General features: G+C 73.3%; 16 protein-coding genes and 2 pseudogenes. 9 read left to right on the top strand and 9 right to left on the bottom strand.

Going from position 1 to position 17,767, the window contains the following annotated elements; translation table 11 throughout:
* Positions 1-246: 246 nt before the first annotated feature.
* Positions 247-1,190: pseudogene (locus KYY02_RS04255) on the bottom strand (SCO0930 family lipoprotein).
* Positions 1,191-1,863: 673 nt separating this feature from the next.
* On the opposite strand from KYY02_RS04255, the gene KYY02_RS04250 reads away from it, so the two are divergent.
* Entirely contained in the window at positions 1,864-1,992 is a 129-nt protein-coding gene (locus KYY02_RS04250; protein ID WP_371236060.1) for a hypothetical protein, read from the top strand.
* A gap of 38 nt (positions 1,993-2,030) precedes the next feature.
* On the top strand, positions 2,031-2,795 hold the full coding sequence (locus KYY02_RS04245; protein ID WP_371236059.1) for a bestrophin-like domain: 765 nt from the start codon (positions 2,031-2,033) through the stop codon (positions 2,793-2,795).
* 101 nt (positions 2,796-2,896) lie between these two features.
* On the opposite strand, the gene KYY02_RS04240 is transcribed toward KYY02_RS04245, so the two are convergent.
* The gene (locus KYY02_RS04240) at positions 2,897-3,394 is read right to left on the bottom strand and encodes a hypothetical protein (protein WP_371236058.1); all 498 of its coding nucleotides are present in this window, start codon (positions 3,392-3,394) and stop codon (positions 2,897-2,899) included.
* A 332-nt stretch (positions 3,395-3,726) separates the two neighbouring features.
* On the opposite strand from KYY02_RS04240, the gene KYY02_RS04235 reads away from it, so the two are divergent.
* Positions 3,727-4,395, top strand: a complete 669-nt coding sequence (locus KYY02_RS04235) for a class F sortase (RefSeq protein WP_371236057.1) — start codon at positions 3,727-3,729, stop codon at positions 4,393-4,395.
* 27 nt (positions 4,396-4,422) lie between these two features.
* Here the strand turns inward: KYY02_RS04235 and KYY02_RS04230 are convergent, their stop codons facing one another.
* Positions 4,423-5,256: a polysaccharide deacetylase family protein gene (locus KYY02_RS04230; RefSeq protein WP_371236056.1), complete on the bottom strand. Its 834-nt coding sequence runs from the start codon at positions 5,254-5,256 to the stop codon at positions 4,423-4,425.
* Positions 5,257-5,401: 145 nt separating this feature from the next.
* Here KYY02_RS04230 and KYY02_RS04225 point away from each other — a divergent pair, with 145 nt between their 5' ends.
* Positions 5,402-5,863, top strand: a complete 462-nt coding sequence (locus tag KYY02_RS04225) for a universal stress protein (RefSeq protein ID WP_371236055.1) — start codon at positions 5,402-5,404, stop codon at positions 5,861-5,863.
* 231 nt (positions 5,864-6,094) lie between these two features.
* Here KYY02_RS04225 and KYY02_RS04220 read toward each other — a convergent pair whose 3' ends face one another.
* Positions 6,095-6,601 carry a CapA family protein gene (locus tag KYY02_RS04220; protein WP_371236054.1) on the bottom strand — a complete coding sequence of 169 codons (507 nt, stop codon included), beginning with the start codon at positions 6,599-6,601 and terminating at the stop codon, positions 6,095-6,097.
* Between the two features lie 365 nt (positions 6,602-6,966).
* Between KYY02_RS04220 and KYY02_RS04215 the strand changes: the two genes are divergently transcribed.
* The 3 genes and pseudogenes from KYY02_RS04215 (at position 6,967) to KYY02_RS04205 (ending at position 8,976) form a co-directional block, all read left to right on the top strand.
* Positions 6,967-7,512 (top strand): sigma-70 family RNA polymerase sigma factor, encoded by a 546-nt coding sequence (locus KYY02_RS04215; protein WP_371236053.1) that lies wholly within the window; start codon positions 6,967-6,969, stop codon positions 7,510-7,512.
* 136 nt (positions 7,513-7,648) lie between these two features.
* Entirely contained in the window at positions 7,649-8,170 is a 522-nt protein-coding gene (locus tag KYY02_RS04210) for a hypothetical protein (protein ID WP_371236052.1), read from the top strand.
* A gap of 151 nt (positions 8,171-8,321) precedes the next feature.
* Positions 8,322-8,976 (top strand): annotated as a pseudogene (locus KYY02_RS04205) (zf-HC2 domain-containing protein).
* 196 nt (positions 8,977-9,172) lie between these two features.
* On the opposite strand, the gene KYY02_RS04200 reads toward KYY02_RS04205, so the two are convergent.
* Positions 9,173-11,269, bottom strand: a complete 2,097-nt coding sequence (locus tag KYY02_RS04200) for a SpoIIE family protein phosphatase (protein ID WP_371236050.1) — start codon at positions 11,267-11,269, stop codon at positions 9,173-9,175.
* Between the two features lie 132 nt (positions 11,270-11,401).
* On the opposite strand from KYY02_RS04200, the gene KYY02_RS04195 reads away from it, so the two are divergent.
* Positions 11,402-12,823: a lipase maturation factor family protein gene (locus KYY02_RS04195; RefSeq protein WP_371236048.1), complete on the top strand. Its 1,422-nt coding sequence runs from the start codon at positions 11,402-11,404 to the stop codon at positions 12,821-12,823.
* On the opposite strand, the gene KYY02_RS04190 is transcribed toward KYY02_RS04195, so the two are convergent.
* The 4 genes from KYY02_RS04190 to KYY02_RS04175 are packed head-to-tail and all read right to left on the bottom strand — an operon-like array spanning position 12,811 to position 16,719.
* Complete coding sequence (locus tag KYY02_RS04190) at positions 12,811-13,650, bottom strand: amidohydrolase family protein (RefSeq protein ID WP_371236047.1); 840 nt, start codon at positions 13,648-13,650, stop codon at positions 12,811-12,813. The two genes, KYY02_RS04195 and KYY02_RS04190, sit on opposite strands and share 13 nt — an antisense overlap.
* Entirely contained in the window at positions 13,647-14,624 is a 978-nt protein-coding gene (locus KYY02_RS04185; protein WP_371236046.1) for an aldo/keto reductase, read from the bottom strand. Before KYY02_RS04185 ends, KYY02_RS04190 begins: the two co-directional genes overlap by 4 nt.
* On the bottom strand, positions 14,621-15,376 hold the full coding sequence (locus KYY02_RS04180) for an SDR family NAD(P)-dependent oxidoreductase (protein WP_371236045.1): 756 nt from the start codon (positions 15,374-15,376) through the stop codon (positions 14,621-14,623). Before KYY02_RS04180 ends, KYY02_RS04185 begins: the two co-directional genes overlap by 4 nt.
* On the bottom strand, positions 15,373-16,719 hold the full coding sequence (locus KYY02_RS04175; protein ID WP_371236043.1) for an enolase C-terminal domain-like protein: 1,347 nt from the start codon (positions 16,717-16,719) through the stop codon (positions 15,373-15,375). Before KYY02_RS04175 ends, KYY02_RS04180 begins: the two co-directional genes overlap by 4 nt.
* Positions 16,720-16,900: 181 nt before the next feature.
* Between KYY02_RS04175 and KYY02_RS04170 the strand changes: the two genes are divergently transcribed.
* Positions 16,901-17,602 carry a FadR/GntR family transcriptional regulator gene (locus KYY02_RS04170; RefSeq protein WP_371236042.1) on the top strand — a complete coding sequence of 234 codons (702 nt, stop codon included), beginning with the start codon at positions 16,901-16,903 and terminating at the stop codon, positions 17,600-17,602.
* Positions 17,603-17,767 lie beyond the last annotated feature (165 nt).

Here is a 17,767-nt window from a genome sequence, read left to right as displayed (position 1 = left end):
TGACCGTCCGTTCCCGGTCACTGCCAGGGGCACGTGCCCATTCGGCGCTCCCCCGGGAAAGCGTGACGACATGTGTCCACGGCATTCCGGAGAGTCCCGACACGCCGAGAGGTACGCGGAGAAGGGTTCCGATGATTCCACGGGTACCGGTGAATCACGGCAAAAAAGGCCCGCCCCTCCGCAGTTCGCGGAGGGGCGGGCACGGGGCCGGCGGCGTCCGGAGTGGACGACGCCCCGGGCAGGCCGCTACTTCTCCGGCGCGCCGACCGGCTTTCCGTCGGGCCGCACGGCGTACCAGGTGCCGCCGACGCCCTGACCATTGGTGTCGCCGGGAGCCTTGTCACCGGCGAAGGTGTAGACGGGCCGGCAGTTGATCGTCTGCTGCTCGGCGCCGTCCGGACGGGTGAAGGTCATGTAGCCCTTCTCCTGGATACCCCCGGTGTCGTCGACGTCGACCGGCGGCACCGCCGGCCACTTCTCCAGAAGGCGCCGGCGCAGGCCGAGACGGGTTCCGGCCAGGCCTCGTCCTTCATGAAGCGGTAGACGGTCATGCCGTTCCGGTCGACGACGATCTCGCCCAGCTTCGGGTCCTCACGGGTGGACAGCCCGGGCTGGCCGGCCACCTGCGCCTTCTCGCCCTCGGGGTTCAGCGCGTACCACTTGCCGCCCACGCCCTGGCCCTGGCCCTGGCCCTTGACGTCACCGGCGTCGACGTCCTTGGCGTAGTGGTAGGCCGGCCAGCCGGCGACGGTGAGCTGCTTGGTGCCGTCGGCCCGGACGACCTCCCCGGGCAGCGACTCGTCGATCCCCTCGCCGGCCGTGGCGTCGTCGGCGGGCACCGGCGGCCAGGTCCTGGCGCAGTCGTCCTTCGCAGTTGGAGGCAGGCGGTTCGACGGTGTCCTGGTCGAAGCGGTACAGGGTCGGCCCGAGGCTGTCGGTCACCACCTCGCCCAACCTGGCGCTGGTGGAGACGTCCGGCTCGCCCGCGGTGCCGGAGGAGTTCGCCGACGCCCGTGCGCCGCCACCCCCGCCTGACCCGCGCCGATACTGCCGACGTCCCCGGCCCCGGCCGTGGTGCCGACGTTCTGGCTGGAGGCGGGCGGCGGGCTTTCCTGCCCGCACGCCGTGGTCAGGGCCAGCACCACCGCGGCGCTCGCCGCCGACGAGGCGGTCCGCCAGGAGGTCTTCATCGTCGACTCCACATCGTCGCAGGGGTTCTGCAGCGCCCTGCTGTGCCGCCGCTCGACGATGGGTACGCACGGAGGCACGGATCGTGTTCACCGGTGGCCCGGATTTCTTTTGTTAACTCCTTCGGGGCAATCATCGGGATCCCGGGCGCGGCCCGGCGGCTCACGACTCATGATCTCCGTCGTGCAAGCACACGTACCGACCCAATCCCACACCACCGCACGCGCGTTGGCCGCGGCGACGCTGATCTGGACGGTCGTCGGCGCACCCGGCACGGCCGTGGCCGACGCCTGCGCGTACGCCTCGACGGGGCCGGGCGGCACAAAGGCGGTGGCGGTCGCGGGTCACCTCACCTGGACCGACCCCCCGTTCTGCTCACCGCCGCCGTCTCCCACTCCCACCCCCACGCCCACGCCCACGCCCCCTCCGAAACCGCCCCCGCCCGAGCCCACGCCGACCGCACCACCGCCTCCGCCGAAGCCCCGCCCGACCCCGCCGACCGTGCCACCGCCCCCACCGGCCGCCCGTCCGGCACCGCCCGTCGCCCGGCCGACGCCGGCTCCTGCCCCGCCGCGCCCCCGCCCCTCGCCGCCCCCCTCACCGCGCCCCTCGCCGCCGCCCTCACCGGCCCCGACGCCGTCGGTCACGCCGAAGCCGCGGCCGTCCGTGACGCCCGTGCACTACCCGCGGTACCGCGCGGCCCCGGTCCGGCGGTCCTCCGGCGGCGCCACGTCGCCGCTCACCTTCGTCCTGCTCATCACGACGCCCGCTGTCGTCGCCGTCGCCGCGCTGCGTCCGCGCTGAGCCCCCGGACCGCCCCGAACCTCTCTTGGAGGCATCCCTTGTCGGAATGGCTTGTTCTCACCCTCGCGATGCTCGCCGCCTGTGTCGTCGTGGTGGTCATCACCCTCGTACGGCACCGCAGGGCGGCCGACGACGAGGATCCCAGCGAGACCCCGGACGTCATCGAGTACATGACGATGTGGATCGGCGTGGTGTACGCCATCGTCCTGGGTCTCGCCATCGCCGGCGTCTGGGAGGGACGCAGCGCCGCCCAGGAGCACGTACGGGCGGAGGCGGTGGCACTGCACGAGATCTCGGAGCGGGTACGGGTCTACCCCACCGAGGTGCGTGACCGCATCCGGGACGATGTCAACGCCTATGTCGGACACGTCGTCACCACCGAGTGGCGGACCATGGCCGACGACGGACGGGTCACCGAACGCGGTGCCGAACTCCTCGACCGCGTCCGCCGGGACGTCACCGACTACCAGCCGCGGACGGACTTCGAGGCGCAGGCCTACCAGCCGCTCGTGGACCAGGTGGCCGCCGCCGACCAGGCGCGCAGCGCCCGGGCCGAGTCGACCGGGGAGACCATGCCGGGCGTGGTGTGGTTCGGGCTGATCACCGGGGCCGTCGTCACCATCGGGATGATCTTCGCGCTGCAGATCCGGCGCACCACCCGGGAGATGGTCCTCGCCGGGCTGTTCTCGGCGCTGATCGCCTTCCTGCTCTTCCTCATCTGGGACTTCGACGCCCCCTACAGCCGGGGGCTCGCCGCGTCGGCGGACCCGTTCCTGCGGCACTTCCCGCACATCGAGGGCTGACACCACCCGCGGGGAGCGGAGCGCAGCCCCGGATCCCGCGGGATCCGGGGCGAGCGGCGTGCGCACTCGTGCGGAACGGCGGCCCTGAGGGAGACAGCGGTTCAGATCCGCTTCTCGGCGCGACGACGCGTCCAGAAGACGCCCCCGCCGACGACCGCGGCGGCCACCAGGGCCCCGCCGATGGCCACGTCGGTCGGGGTCGCCCCGCTGGTGCTGCTGCCGCCGATACCACCCCGGACACCGCCGATGACGGTGAAGGCCGCCGGCCGGGTCAGGCTCCGGCCGGAGCAGTGGACCGTGATGTCGTAGGGACCGGGACGGACGTCGTCGTCGACGGTGGCGGTGCCCCTCGAGGTGTCGTTGGCGCCACTGATGGGCGTCAGATTGGTCCGGGGGAAGGCGTTGGAGGTCGCCGTGCCGCCGTTGGGGCAGCCGTCGACCGTGATGGTCAGCTGGCCGCCGCGGGCGATGACGCCGGGCAGGGCGACGATGTTGGACGGATTGGGCACCCGGCCGGAGTCCGCGACGGCCGCCGGGGCGGCGACCCCGAGGACGGCGACCGCGGCGCCGGCGGCCGCCAGGGCACGTGGATTGCGCATGTGATCCTCCGCGGAAGACGCCCCGGGTCCCGTTCCCGGTCGATCGGCGAGAAAGCGCCTCCCGGAAAAACCCTCAGTTGCCCTGCGCACACCCGCATTTCGGGAATGGTCCGTACCGGTGAGGCGAACCCGTGCGGAAAACCCCGAGAGGGGATATCACCGCAGGTCACGGACCGTCAGAAAATCTTCGTCCGGTACCGCCCCGGATGGCGCACCGGTCGCGCCGGAGCCACCCGTTCGCCGCCGACCCGTCGCCGGTTGCGCGTGCGGCATTTAGCGTTTCCGTCATGCGCGAGTGGTACGGCGACGGCCGTGTCGAGAGGGGAAGGCGAATGTCTGCTTTCGAGCCGGCCGAAGCCGAATGGGAGGTACGGCGGAAAAGGCGCGCCCCCTGGGGGGTGATAGCGCTGGTCCTGCTCACCGGCCTCGCGCTCATCCGGAACGGCTCGGGGGAGTTCGACGAGGGCCCGCCGCAGCCGGCCGCCGCGGCCGCCACCGGCCGCCGGACGTCCGGCGGCGTCACGGCCGACGCGGTGCGACCGCTGCCGTACGCGGTCCCGGACCGGGTCGTGATCCCGGCGATCCAGGTGGACGCGCCCGTCGTTCCGGTGGGTCTGGACGCGGAGGGCTGGGTGGACGCGCCACCGCCCCAGGACCCCAATCTGGCGGGCTGGTTCACCGGCGTCGTCTCACCGGGCGAGAAGGGCACGGCGGTCGTCGTCGGCCATGTCGACAACGCGCAGGGACCGGCCGTGTTCTACGGGCTCGGGGCGCTGCAGAAGGGAAACCGCGTCGAGATCGCCCGCAAGGACGGGAGGACCGCCGTGTTCGAGATCTACGGCGTCGAGGTCTTCGCGAAGAACGACTTCCCCGGCGACCGGGTCTACGCCTCCAGGGGGACCGCGGAACTGAGGGTCATCACCTGCGGCGGCGGTTTCTCCCCGCAGAGCGGCTACGACGGGAACGTGGTCGTCTTCGCCCGTCTGACCGGGGTCCGCTGAGCGGTTCCGCGTCCGGGCGGGACCGGCTCAGACGTACTGCCGGCGGGGCACCGTGAGGTGGTAACCGGAGTCCAGCAGCCCGGGCAGATAGGTGCGCAGGGCCCGCACGCTCTGCGAGCGGTCGCCCCCGGCGTCGTGCGAGAGCACCACGACGCCGGGGGCGGCGCCGTCCGTCACCCGCTCGACGATGGTGCGGGTGCCGGGTTCGGTCCAGTCGAGGGTGTCCACCGTCCAGGCCAGCGATTCCATGCCCAGTTCGGCGCCGAGCTGGAAGGCGGCGCGGTTCCAGGCGCCGTAGGGTGCGCGGAACCACGCGGGGCGCTCGCCGCAGACCTTCTCGACGATGTCGCTGGTGCGTTCCATCTCGGAGCGGATCCGGGCCCGCCGCAGCCGGGTGAGCAGGGGGTGGGTCCAGGTGTGGTTGCCGACCACGTGCCCCTCGTCGGCCATCCTGGCCAGCAGGTCCCGGTGGCCGGCCGCCATCTCCCCGCACACGAAGAACATCGCCCGCACCTCGTACCGGGCCAGGGTGTCGAGGATGTGCGGGGTGTAACGGGGGTCGGGCCCGTCGTCGAAGCTCAGCACCATGGTGCGGCCGTGTCCGGGCACGCGCAGCAGCGGTTCGTGCCGCACCGGCGTCCTGCCGTGCGGGGGGTGCGGCGGGCCGTAGCCGGTCAGGGGTTTCAGACGGTACTCGGAGGGCCTGAGCGGGCGGCGGGCCGCCCGGGCGCCGGCGGCCGGCGGTGGCGCGGTCCGCCTCCCGGTGCCCGGCGCGAACGCCGCGGCCACACCGGCGGCGCCCAGGGGGACGGCGCCGGCGAGCAGCGCCCGGCGCCGGGTCAGCAAATGATCCTTCTGCATGACTCATCAGTCGCCCCGCGGAGACCCGACCCACCTCAGCGACACCGGCGTGGCGGCATGTTTTCACCCGGCCGGCGCAGTGCGGGCGACGGACCTCGAGGGACGCGTCGGGGCCGGGGCGCCGGACTCCGATAGCCTCGCTGCTGTGACGGAACAGCAGTCCCATCGGTTCGAACGGGGCACGGACGGTCCGAAGGTGATCGTGGCCGGCGTGGACGGCTCCGTCTCCTCCCTGCGCGCGGCGGCGTACGCCGCCGGTCTGGCCCGCCGCCAGGGCGCGCTGCTCGCCCTGGTGTACGTGCAGCCGGTGCTGGCCGCGGGAGCGGCGCTCGGCGCGCCGGTGGCCGACACCACCGAGGAGGTGGCCGAGGACCTGGTGGCGCAGGTCAGGGACGCGATGAAGCGGACCGATGGCGTCTTCGACATCCGCTGGGAGTTCCACACCTTTCGCGGCGACCCCTACAACGGACTGGTGAAGGCGGCCGACGGCCTCAGGGCGGACGCGGTGGTGGTGGGCGCCTCCGAGCAGGCGGGCCACCGGTTCGTCGGCTCGGTCGCGGTACGGCTGGTGAAGGCCGGCCGGTGGCCGGTCACGGTGGTGCCGTAGTCCCGTACGCGTGTGTCCGCGGTGCGCGTGGTGGCCTCCGCCGGCGGTGCCCCGGGGACATCGTGACCGGCCGTCAGCCGTGTGCGGACCGGGAGGAGGTGAGGCGCGTGCCCGGGCTCCGGGCGGGCGAGGGTGTCCTTTGCCGCACGCCCGTCGACCGCGTCGAGACGGCGGAGGTCGGCGTGGCACGCGGCTGGAGCGCACCCTGGAAGCGCAGATCCGAAGGAGCCCTCATGACGGCCAAGGTGTCATGGGGGCGGGACGAAGGACATGGCCCCCTCTCCCCCGGACAAGTTCGGCCGTCGCCTCACCGAGGTGTAGGACCTGGTCAACCCCTCTACCGGCGCGCCCGGCGCAGCGTGGAGCAGGTCCCGAGGGCCTGTCCGTGGGCGTACGCGCCGTACCGGCCCTGCTGCACCGCGACGGGCCGATGACCGTTCCGCAGAGGGGCAGGGTGCGGCGGATGCCCTCGGCGCCGTCGTCCGGGAAGTGGCCGGAGGAGGTGGAGCGGCTGTCGTAGCCGGTGGCGGCGAGTCGGCGGGCCGCCTCGGGCAGGGCTGCGAGGAGGGGGTGGCCGGTGCGATCGCCGCCCGGGCCGTACACGGTCCCCATGGGACACGACGCCACATCGGCGAAGTCCACGACGGAGCGGACACCGGAGAGCATCGGCCGGAAGTCGTACCCGGTACCGCCCGCGTCGGCGCGAGCGCGTCCGGTGATCGAGTCGCGGGCCGGCACGTCCCCCGGGTGACCGGGGTGAAGCCGCGGGGCCCCGTCACGGAAAGGGCCGGACGCCCCGGTTCCGGCGGTCGGTGGTCACGGGCCTGACAGGCGGCGCCGCGGCGAGGACGACGGTGAGGAACAGGGCCGCCCACCGGCTGCGTGTGATCATCATTTCACCCCACTGCGGTCACATTCATGGACGAACGGGTGAGAAGCCGCCTCGCTCCCGGCCTCGTTCCGACACGCTCTTCGGGCCGTCCGGTGTGCGTGAAAGGCCGTCTCGACCGTTCGTCGAACCGTTCGTCGACGCGATCGACCGTCCGCCGCACGTCCCTGCGCACGCCCTGTCCCCGCGTCGCGCCGTGCGCTGCCATACGGCCATGACGGCCGGAACCACACTCATCAACGGGACGACCGCCGAGCACGAGCTCGCCGCACTGCAGCGCGAGCACGGCCGGCCCCTCTACGCGCTGCTGCTCCGGCTCTGCGACGGGGACCGGCAGCGCGCGGAGGATCTGGTCCAGGAGACCCTGGTGCGCGCCTGGCAGCATCCCGAGGCCCTGCGCGCCGAGAACTTCGACTCCGTACGGCCCTGGCTGCTCACCGTGGGGCGGCGACTCGCCATCGACGCACGACGGGCCCGGCAGGCCCGGCCGGCCGAGGTCGGGGACGCCGTGCTGGAGAACGCCCGTGTGATCTCCGACCACGCCGAACGGGCCGCGGCCGCGCTCGACGTCCGCGAGGCTGTGAAGACACTCACTCCGGAGCACCGTGAAGTCCTGGTGCTCGTGTACTTCCAGGGGGCGAGTGTGGCGGAAGCCGCGACGGCCCTCGGAATCCCACCCGGTACCGTGAAGTCCCGCGCGTACTACGCGCTGCGCGCCCTGCGCCGGGTGCTTCCCGGGTACGCCTCCGACATGCGGTGAAACCGGCCGTCGAGTCAAACCTCTGTAAAGCGCCTTGCCGACCACCCCGGTCGGGTAATCGGCTGTCCCCATCCGTGTTCCGGACCGGGGGCCCGGGTTCGGGCGACGCGCACGCACCGGAGGAAGGCAGGAAGGGATGCTGCACAGAGGTCGAGAGAGCACGGACGGCACCGGCGACGGTGGACTGACCGTCCCCATGGCCTGGTTGTACGCCGAGTACATCGCCGACGAACTGCTGCGCAGCGGCGATCTGATGCCGCCGACGTCCTTCGAGTTCCGCGCGGGACGGGACGCGCTGGCGCTGACCGTGTTCCTGTCCGACACCGACGGCGAGCTGTCCGGCATCCGGGTGGTCACCCGGCTGGAGACCTGGCTGTCGCTGACCGCGTACGACCAGCCGTGGCAGGAGTGGGTGCAGGAGCGCCTGCGGGACCTGTCCGCGGACGCCGCCGCGGCCGGCCGGAACGCGCCGGACCCCGGCCTGGAGCTGGCCCGGGAGGCGTGGCGCTGGCTGCGCGAGACGGAGCTGCTGGCGCCCGATCTGAACGCGGTGCCGGGCGGCGGCGCGGTGACCGGCGAGGACGAGGGACCCAAGGTGTGGACGCCGGCGTGGCAGCTCGGGCTGCCGCTCGGTCACCTCGCCATCCATCTCTTCTAGGTTCCTCGCCGATCCGGCCGGTCCACGGGCCGTTCGGCTCCGGATCCCCCGGTTGCGATCCGGCACGTCGCCTGAGTGATTCGGCTGCCCGGTGCGTACCGGTGGGGGCAAGGAGCAACCCCACCCGTACCCAACGGCACGAGGATTCGGCATGAGGTCCCTGGAGAGGCATCGCGACGTCGGCGCCTACGCGCCCGGCGTGCTGGACGAGGGGGACGCGTTCCGTTTCGAGGGCCACCTCGTGGAGTGCCCCCGGTGCGCTGTCCGGGCCACCGGATCCGGGCCCGTGGCACGCCAGTTGATGCTGTACCGGAGTTCCGCTCCGCGGCTGGTGCACCCGCCGCCCGGGCCCGGCTCGGAGATGTTGGACCGGCTGCTGTCACAAGTGGCGGCCCGCAACCGCGCGGGGCGTCGCCGGCTGCTGCCGGCGCCGGCCGCCTCGGTGGTGCTCGCGGTGACCGCGCCGGCGATCGCGATGACGGCGCGGGCCGACGGCGGGGGTGCCGTGCGCATCGCGGCGGCCGACGAGCGGTCCGGGGTGTGGGCGCGGGCGACCACGGGGGACGAGGCCCGGGGCAGCGCCCTGGAGATCGGGGTCAAGGACGGTGCAGGCCCCCGCACCTGCCGTCTGGTGGTGATCGGCCGGGACGGCTCCGAGGAGACGGCGAGCAGCTGGAGCGTACCCCGTCACGACGCCCGCCCCACCACGATCCTCGGCGGTTCCGCCATGCGCCCCGGGGGCATCCGCCCGCTACGAGGTGCGCACGGCGCAGGACGAGAGCCTGGTGGCGCTGAAGCCCCGGTGAAGGACCGCGGACGGCGTCCCCACGCACCGGGCGGGCCTCGCCGGCGCGGCCGTGCACCGGCGGACCGCTCCTGCCGCCCCGGGAAGTTCCGGCGCGCGCCAGGAGCGCCGCCGGGGACGTCGGCGGACGGGCCGCTCCGGGTCCCTCCGGCCCCCGGGACGGCACGCCCTCCACACGGTGCGGCCTCCGCGCGTGCTCAGGCCCGGTCGAGGCCCCTGGCCACCACGAACTCGCCCCATACGCACTTGCCGCCGCCGCGCGCCTCCACGCCCCATACGTCCGTGAGCATCTCGACCAGGAGCAGGCCCCGCCCGGAGACGCCCGACTCGCCCGCCTCCCGGCGGCGCGGCAGGGCGCTGGAGGAGTCCTCGACCTCCACCCGCACGCGCCGCTCGGCGCCGGTGAGGACCCGGAGGGTGACGATCGCGGAGCCCTCGGTGTGCATCAGCACATTGGTGATCATCTCGTCGGCGACCAGCTCGATCTCGTCGGCACGGTCCCCCGCGTCCCAGGCGCCCACCGCCGTGCGGATCACGTGCCGGGTCTCGGCAAGCGCCTCCGGATCGCCGGGGGCCACCCGCTGTTTGAGCCGGCCGCCGGGCCGCGCGCCGTCCAGGGCGCGGCGGCGCAGCAGGAGCAGCGCCACGTCGTCGCCGCCATCGCGTTCCTCGGCCACGTCGATGAGCCGGTCGGCGAGGTCGCGTACGTCGTCGGGGCCGACGGCGATCAGCACCGAAAGGGTCTCCATGCCGTCGTCGAGATCGGCGCCGGGCTGCTCGACCAGGCCGTCGGTGCACAGCAGCAGGGTGTCGCCGGGATCGAGCTCCATCGTGCCGACCGGGTAGTCGAGCCGCCCGAACTCCGCGGACAGGCCGAGCGGCAGCCCGCCGGGGACGGGAACGCGCCGGCAGGAACCGTCGGTGCGGCGCACCAGCGGGTCGAGGTGGCCGGCCCGGACCACCTGGAGCACACCGGTGGACAGGTCGACCTCGGCGTAGAGGCAGGTGGCGAAGCGGTCGGTGTCGAGCTCGTCCAGGAAGACGGAGGCACGGGCCATCACGGTGGCCGGCGCGTGGCCCTCGGCCGCGTAGGCGCGCAGCACGATGCGCAGCTGGCCCATGACGGCGGCGGCGTGCGTGTCGTGGCCCTGGACATCGCCGATGACGGCGCCCACCCGGCCTCCCGGCAGCGGGATCAGGTCGTACCAGTCGCCGCCGATGTCGCGGCCGAGGGAGCCGCCGACGGTGGCGGCGCGGTAGCGCACGGCGAGATCGGCGCCGGGCACGCTGGGGATGGTGCGCGGCAGCATGGCCTGCTGCAGCCCCCGGGCGAGGTCCATCTCCTGCTCGTAGAACATCGCACGCTGCATGCTCTGGGAGATGCTGCTGCCCAGGGCGATGAGGATGTTGCGCTCCTCCGCGGAGAAACCGTGCCGGTCGCTGTAGAGCAGCCCCATCGCGCCGATGGGACGGGCCTGGACGATCAGCGGCAGATAGGCCGCCGAGGTGATGTCCAGGCCGGTGAGGCCCTGCCACAGCTGCGGATAGCGCTCGGCGAACTCCTCCGGTGAATCGATGAAGCACGGGCTGAGGGTGCGCACCGCCTCGCTCATCGGGTACGGCTCGTCGATCCCGGTGACCTCGGTGCCCGGTATGAGGCTGCCCTCCGGTCCCTCCGCGATGAGCCGGATCCTGCCCGCCTCGAGCAGACCCACCACGAGGCTGGTCGCACCCAGATGGGCGAGGCCGTGGGTGTCCTTGAGGACGTCGATGACGTCCTGCACGGTGCGCGCGTGGGCGAGGGCGGCGGTGGTGAGCTGGACGACGTTGGTCTGCCGGCGGCGGTCGTCCTCCTGGGCGGCCTGTTCGCGCCTGGCCTCGCTGTCGCCGAGCTCCTGGGTGGCGTCCCGGACGATGCCGATGATGCGGCGGGGCCGGCCGCTGTCGTCCCGGCGGATGTACCCCTGGGTGTGGGTCCAGCGCAGGGAGCCGTCGCGGCGGCGGACGCGGAAGTAGGCACCGTAGTTCTCGCTGCCGTCCTTCAGCGCCTGTGACACGACGGTGTCCAGGCGCAGGGCCTCGCCGGACGGGACCCTGCGCCTCAGGGACTCGGGCCTGTCGTCGTATTCGTCGGGGCGCACGTCGAAGATCTCGTGCGCCTGGGCGTCCATCTGCATCACCCCGGCGTCCAGGTCCCAGTCGAAACCGCCCATGCGGTTGAGCGCCAGGATCGGGTCCGGGTGGTCCGGCCAGTCGTCCGGGAGAGACAGGGGGCTCGCTCCCCGATCAGCCATGGACCCACCTTGCCAGGGTTCACGCGATTCTTCGACCGCTGGACGCCCCCGGCCCGCGGGTTGCACGGCCCGCCCGGTGGTATACGGAGAGTCACGGAGGTCCCGGCGGGGCGAGGCAGAGGGAGCACGGCCGTGGAGTGGTTCACCGCACCCGAGTACTGGACGGGCCGGCTGGTCTTCCAGCGGGCGCTGGCCGGGCTGTATCTGGTCGCGTTCCTGACGACGGCGCTGCAGTTCCGCGCGCTGATCGGGGAGCGCGGCATGCTGCCGGTGCCGCGTTTCGTGGAGCGGGTGCCGTTCAGGAGGTCGCCGAGCCTGTTCCACCGGCACTACTCGGACCGGTTCTTCGCGGTGTGCGCCTGGGCGGGCTGCGCGGTGTCGGCGGCGCTGCTGGCGGGGCTCGACTCGCTGCTTCCGCTGTGGGGCGGGATGCTGTTGTGGCTGGTGCCGTGGGCGCTGTACCTGTCGGTCGTCAACGTGGGACAGACCTGGTACTCGTTCGGCTGGGAGTCACTGCTCCTCGAGGTCGGGTTCCTGGCCGTCCTCCTCGGCAACGACGAGGTGGCGCCTCCCGTCGTCGTGCTGTTCCTGTTGCGGTGGGTCCTGTTCCGGGTGGAGTTCGGCGCGGGTCTGATCAAGATGCGCGGCGACGAGTGCTGGCGGAAACTCACCTGCCTGGACCACCATCACGAGACCCAGCCGATGCCGGGCCCGCTGAGCTGGTTCTTCCACCGTCTGCCGAAGCCGCTGCACCGGATCGAGGTGGCCGCCAACCATGTCACCCAGCTGGTCGTGCCGTTCCTGCTGTTCGCCCCGCAGCCGGTCGCCACGGTCGCCGCCTCGCTGATGATCGTCACCCAGCTGTGGCTGGTGCTGTCCGGCAACTTCGCTTGGCTGAACTGGATCACGATCGTGCTGGCCCTGCCGGCGGTCGCGTTCCCCTCCGCTCCGCCGGCGGTGTCCGACGCGCCGCTGTGGTACGTGGTGGTCGTCCTCGCGGTGTCCGCGCTGCTGCTCGGCCTCAGCCACCGGCCGGTCCGCAACATGCTCTCCCGCCGCCAGGTGATGAACCGCTCCTTCGACCCGCTGCACCTGGTCAACACCTACGGGGCGTTCGGCAGCGTCAGCCGGATCCGGTACGAGGTGGTCGTGGAGGGGACGGCGGCCGAGGTGCCCCGGAAGGACTCCGGCTGGCGGGAGTACGAGTTCAGGGGCAAGCCGGGCGATCCGCGGCGCTGGCCGCGGCAGTTCGCGCCGTACCATCTGCGGCTCGACTGGCTGATGTGGTTCGCCGCGCTGTCGCCCGCGTACGCCGGTCCCTGGTTCGGAGCGCTGGTGGAACGTCTGCTGGAGGGCGACCGGGACACGCTGAGGCTGCTGCGCCGCTCCCCGTTCCCCGCGGACGCGCCGCCCCGGCACATCCGCGCCCGCCTCTTCCGCTACCGCTACACGACGTGGCGGGAGCTGCGGGAGACGGGCGCGTGCTGGGAGCGGACGTACGTGCGGGAGTTCCTGCCGCCGACCCGGCTGACGGGGACGACTCACAGGTCGTAGACGCGGGTGGCGGTGGTCTCGAAGAGCTGATGGCGTTCGGTGGCGTCGAGGCCGTCGGTCAGCGCCCGCGCGGTGGCGAGGACGTCGCCGTACGACGCCGCGAGGGTGCACACCGGCCAGTCCGAGCCGAACATCAGCCGGCCGGGGCCGAAGGCGTCCAGCACGACGTCGGCGTACGGGCGCAGGTCGTCGATCGTCCAGGAGGCCGGGTCGGCCTCGGTGACCAGGCCGGAGAGCTTGCACACCGTGTTGGGCAGGGCGGCCAGAGCGCGGACGTCGGACGCCCAGGGTTCGCGCGCGCCCGAGGCGACGGGCGGCTTGCCCAGGTGGTCCAGGACGAAGGTGAGCCGGGGCAGCGATCCGGCCGCCGCCACGCAGGCCGGCAGCTGGTGCGGCAGGACCACGAGGTCGTAGGCCAGACCTGCGTCGGCCACGGCGGCGAGTCCGCGCCGGACGTCCGGTCGCAGCAGCCATCCGGGATCGGGTTCGCCCTGCACCTGGTGGCGGACGCCCTTCAGGTACCGTCCGCCGGGCAGCGCCCGCAGCCGGGCCAGTTCGTCGGCGATGTCGGGGCGGACGAGGTCGGTCCAGCCGACGACCCCGGCGACCGGCTCGTGCGCCTCGGCGAGGGCCAGCAGCTCGGGGGTCTCCTCGGGGACCGTGACGGTCTGCACCAGGACGGTGCGGTCGACACCGGCCGCGCTCGTCTCGGGGGCGAGGTCGGACAGGCCGAAGTTCCTCCGCAGCGGCCGCAGTCCGGGGCCGGTGAGCCAGTCCTGGTCGCGGACGGACAGGTCCCAGACGTGGTGGTGCGCGTCGACGGTCACGGCAGCTCCTCCTCGGGCGGCAGCAGGCCGTCGGTGCGCAGCTCCCGCCAGAGGGCCGCGGGCACCGGGGCCGCGAACCGGTCGGCGCAGTCGTGGACCTCGGCGGCCGAGCGGGCGCCGACCAGCACGCTCGCGACCGCCGGATGGGCGGCGCAGTGGGCCAGGGCGACGGCGCGCAGGGTGGTGCCGTGCCGCTCGGCGGCCTCCTTCAGCCGCAGGGCACGGTCCAGCAACTCGGCGGGCGCCCGGGTGTAGTCGTACGTCGCTCCCGGCCTCGGGTCCGCGAGCAGGCCGGAGTTGAAGGCGCCGCCGATGACGACGGAGGTGCCGTGCTCCAGGGCCGCGGGCAGCAGGTCGGTCAGGGCGCTGTGGTCGAGCAGGGTGTGGCGGCCGGCGCACAGGACGACGTCGACGTCGGTGTCGCGGACGAAGCGGGTGAGCATCGCGGTCTGGTTCATGCCGGCGCCGATCGCCCCGACGACGCCCTCCGCGCGGAGCCTTTCCAGGGCCGGGTAGCCCTCGCGGAAGGCCTGTTCGGCGTGGTCGTCGGGATCGTGGAGGTAGACGACGTCGACGCGGTCCAGTCCGAGGCGTTCCAGGCTCGCCTCCAGGGTACGGCGTACGCCGTCGGCGCTGAAGTCCCAGACGCGGCGGTGGGTGGCGGGGACGGCGAAGCCGTGGGCGAGGTCGTCGCCGCCGGCGTCGGAGGGTTCGAGACGGCGTCCCACCTTGGTGGAGACCGTGAACTCCTCGCGCGGGTGCTCGCGCAGGGCCGCGCCGAGGCGGCGTTCGGCCAGGCCGATGCCGTAGTGCGGGGCGGTGTCGAAGTAACGGACACCTCGCTGCCAGGCGGCCCGTACCGCCTCGTACGCCGCCTCCTCGCCGACCTCGGCGTACAGGTTGCCGATTCCGGCGGAGCCGAAGGCCAGGGCGGTGACCTCGACGCGGCTGCGGCCGAGCCGACGGCGGTTCACCGGGGCTCCGGGCGCAGCCGCAGTCCCTGCATGCCGCCGTCGACCGCGAGGGCCGTACCGGTGGTGGCGCCGGACAGCGGGCTCGCCAGGTAGGCGATGGCGCCGGCGACCTCGGTGGCCGAGACCAGGCGGCCGGTGGGCTGGCGGGCTTCCAGGGCGGAGCGTTCGGCGGCCGGGTCGTCGGCCGCGTTCAGCAACCGGCCGATCCAGGGGGTGTCGGCGGTGCCCGGGTTGACGCAGTTGACGCGGATGCCCTCGCGGACGTGGTCGGCGGCCATGGCGAGGGTGAGGGAGTGCACGGCGCCCTTGGTGGCGCTGTACAGGGCCCGCTGGGGCAGGCCCGCGGTGGCGGCGACGGAGCAGGTGTTGACGATCGCCGCGTGCCCGGAGGCGCGCAGGTGCGGAAGGCAGGCGCGGGCGGTGCGGACCATGCCGAGGACGTTGACGTCGAAGACGCGGTGCCATTCCTCGTCGGAGTTGGTCTCCACGGTGCCCCGGGCGCCGACGCCGGCGTTGTTGATCAGTACGTCGAGGCCGCCCAGGCCGTCGACGGCGGCGGCCACCGCCGCACGCACCGAGGCGTCGTCGGTGACGTCGGCGCGGTGTCCGGTGAGGGGTCCGTCGACCGTCGACGGGTCGAGGTCCAGCACGGCCACAGTGGCGCCGCGCTCCGCCAGGAGGTCCGCCGTGGCCCGGCCGATGCCGGAGGCGCCGCCGGTCACCAGGGCCGTCAGGCCCTCGAAGTCGCTCATGCGGTCCGCTCCTCGTCCTTCTGCGTGTCGGGGTCGGCGGCCCAGAAGCCGCCGCCGGGATAGGTGTAGCGCGCCAGGGACTCCGGGCGCACGGCGGCGGAGAACCCCGGTGCGAGGGGCGCCGTGTAGTGGCCGTCGCGGATCACCACCGGGTCGAGGAAGTGGTCGTGCAGATGGTCGACGTACTCGATGACCCGGTCCTCGGTGGTGCCGGTCAGGGCCACGTAGTCGAACATCGACAGGTGCTGGACGAGTTCGCACAGGCCGACCCCGCCGGCGTGCGGGCACACCGGGACGCCGTACTTGGCGGCGAGCAGCAGGACGGCGAGGTTCTCGGGGACGCCGCCGACCCGGGCGGCGTCGATCTGGACGATGTCGAGGGCGCCGGCCTGGAGGAGCTGTTTGAAGACGATCCTGTTCTGCGCGTGCTCGCCGGTGGCCACCTTCACCGGGGCGACGGCGCGGCGGACCGCCGCGTGGCCGAGGATGTCGTCGGGGCTGGTGGGCTCCTCGATCCAGTACGGGTCGAACTCCGCGAGGGCCTTGGTCCAGCGGATCGCCTCGTCCACGTCCCAGCGCTGGTTGGCGTCGACCGCGATGCGCACGTCCGGTCCGACGGCCGCGCGGGCGGCCCGGCAGCGCCGGAGGTCGTCGTCGAGGTCGGCGCCGACCTTGAGCTTGATCTGGCGGAAACCCTCGGCGACCGCCCGCACGGCGAGCCGGGTGAGTTTCTCGTCGTCGTAGCCGAGCCAGCCGGGTGAGGTGGTGTAGGCGGGGTAGCCGCGCTCCAGCAGCAGGGCGGTGCGTCCCTCGGCGCCCTCCCGGCCGCGGCGCAGGAGGGTGAGGGCCTCCTCGGGGGTGAGGGCGTCGGTGAGGTAGCGGAAGTCGATCTGGCGGACCAGCCATGCGGGGTCGGCCTCGGCCAGCAGGCGCCACAGCGGTTTGTCCGCGCGTTTGGCGGCCAGGTCCCAGAGGGCGTTGACGACGGCCCCGATCGCCATGTGCATCACGCCCTTCTCGGGTCCGAGCCAGCGCAGCTGGCTGTCGCCGGTCAGGTCGCGGTTCAGGACGGAGGGGTCGGCGCAGAGTTCGTCGGCGGACCGTCCGACGAGATGGCCGCGGAGCGCCTCGATCGCGGCGACCTGGACGTCGTTGCCCCGCCCGATGGTGAACGCGAACCCGTGCCCCTCGTGTCCGTCGGCGGCGTCGGTGCGCAGCACGACGTAGGCCGCCGAGTAGTCGGGGTCGGGGTTCATCGCGTCGGAGCCGTCGAGTTCGCGCGAGGTGGGGAACCGGACGTCGTAGGTGTCGACGGCGGTGATGCGAGCGGGTCGCGGGGGCACGGAGGACCTTTCGGTGGGCGACGGGGACGGTAGGGCGTCAATCCGGAGCACGGCCGCATATTTATCAGACCACTTGGCGAGCACAACAGCCCCTGTACATAAATCGTGCGACTTTCGGCCCTTAGTGGTCGGACCACTCTCGTCGTTAGACTGCGGCAGACCGGGCGAGTGGAGGAGTGGCGTGGAGGAGACGGCCCCGCGGAAGGGCACGGTGACGCAGCGCGCCATCGAGCGGATCACGGCGATGATCCGGGAGGGCGAGCTGGAGCCCGGTGAGCGGCTGCCCACCGAGCGGGAACTCGCCGCCCGGCTGGGCATCTCCCGCAGTTCGATGCGGGAGGCGATCCGAGCGCTCACGGCGCTGGGCGTGGTCGAGGCCCGGCACGGCTCGGGCATCTACGTCACCCGTCTGGAGGCCGGGGACCTGCTGGAGACGTTCGGCGTGGTGGCCGATCTGTCCCGGGGGCCGCGCCTGGTCGAACTGCTGGAGGTGCGCCGCGTCCTGGAGTCGACGGCGACCGCGCTGGCCGCCGCGCGGATCACCCCGGAACGGCTGGCCGAGGTCGGGAAGCACCTGGCGGCGATGAACGCCACCGACGATCCGGAGGAGATCCTCGCCCACGACCTGGCCTTCCACCGCGAGATCGCGGCGGCGGCGGGGAACGCGACGATGGCCGCGATCCTGGAGGGCCTGTCCTCGCGCACCTTCCGGGCCCGGGTCTGGCGCGGCTACCAGGAGGAGGGCGCCTTCGCCCGCACCCGGCGCGAACACGCCGCGATCCACCGCGCCCTGGCCGCCCGCGACCCGGAGGCGGCACGGGCGGCGGCGGCCACGCACGTGGACGCGGTGGAGGAGTGGCTGCGCGGCCGGCTGAGGGACTGAGCCGGTGGGACCCGTCCGGCCGCGGCGTCATCATCCGGAAGGGGGCAGTCGTACGGCGCTCCGGCCGCCGTCGAGCGGGGGACGCGGGGACCTCGTGGAAGCGGCCGACGACGTCACCGCTGCCGCCGCCGGCCCCGGTGGGCCGTCGCTCGGGGGACCGGTTCA

This window comes from Streptomyces pimonensis, assembly GCF_041380215.1.
In the GTDB taxonomy this organism is placed as follows: domain Bacteria; phylum Actinomycetota; class Actinomycetes; order Streptomycetales; family Streptomycetaceae; genus Streptomyces; species Streptomyces pimonensis.
This window is presented reverse-complemented; position numbering and strand designations above follow the sequence as displayed.